The sequence below is a fragment of the Micromonospora sp. H33 genome, from assembly GCF_052068455.1.
GTDB lineage: Bacteria > Actinomycetota > Actinomycetes > Mycobacteriales > Micromonosporaceae > Micromonospora.
In genome coordinates, this window is the sequence record NZ_JBQHDE010000036.1 from 1 (window position 1) to 1,145 (window position 1,145).

Below are 1,145 nucleotides of genomic sequence, written 5' to 3' on the forward strand. Positions count from 1 at the left end.
TCGGTCACGGAAGGCCACCCCGACAAGATCGCCGACCAGATCAGCGACGGCATCCTGGATGCGCTCCTCACGGAGGACCCGCGTAGCCGGGTTGCCGTGGAGACGCTGATCACGACGGGTCAGGTGCATATCGCGGGTGAGGTGACCACGAAGGCGTATGCCGACATCCCGACGATCGTGCGTCGCACGATCCTCGAGATCGGCTACGACTCGTCCAAGAAGGGTTTCGACGGCGCTTCGTGTGGCGTGAGCGTGTCGATCGGCGCCCAGTCGGCGGACATCGCGCAGGGTGTGGACAACGCCTTCGAGTTGCGGACCGGCGCCTCGGAGAGTGCCTTGGACGCGCAGGGCGCCGGTGACCAGGGCATGATGTTCGGTTTTGCGTGTTCGGAGACGCCGGAGTTGATGCCGTTGCCGATCGCGTTGGCGCACCGGTTGTCGCGGCGGTTGGCGCAGGTGCGTAAGGACGGCACGGTGCCGTATCTGCGCCCCGACGGTAAGACGCAGGTGACGATCGAGTACGAGGGTCTGCGGCCGGTGCGGTTGAACACGGTGGTGGTGTCGTCGCAGCACGCGGCGGACATTTCGTTGGAGTCGCTGCTCACCCCGGACGTCCGCGACCACGTGATCACGCCGGAGGTGGAGAGCCTCGGCCTGGACACCGAGGGTTACCGGTTGTTGGTGAATCCGACGGGTCGGTTTGAGATCGGTGGTCCGATGGGGGATGCGGGTCTGACCGGTCGGAAGATCATCGTGGATACCTATGGTGGGTATGCGCGGCATGGTGGTGGGGCGTTTTCGGGTAAGGATCCGTCGAAGGTGGACCGGTCGGCTGCGTATGCGATGCGGTGGGTGGCGAAGAACGTGGTCGCTGCGGGGTTGGCGGAGCGGTGTGAGGCGCAGGTGGCGTATGCGATCGGTAAGGCGCATCCGGTGAGTTTGTTCATCGAGACGTTCGGTACGGAGACGGTGCCGGTGGAGCGGATCGAGAAGGCGGTCACGGAGGTGTTCGATCTGCGGCCGGCGGCGATCATCCGGGATCTGGATCTGTTGCGGCCGATCTACGCGCAGACCGCGGCGTACGGGCACTTCGGTCGGGAGTTGCCCGACTTCACGTGGGAGAGCACCGACCGCGCCGCCGACCT

At 65.6% G+C, this 1,145-nt stretch carries 1 protein-coding gene; it reads left to right on the top strand.

Translation table 11 applies throughout. The features are described 5' to 3' along the window. A partial coding sequence (metK, locus tag ACTMS0_RS29065) for a methionine adenosyltransferase (RefSeq protein ID WP_441158462.1) occupies positions 1-1,145 on the top strand: 1,145 nt, incomplete at both ends.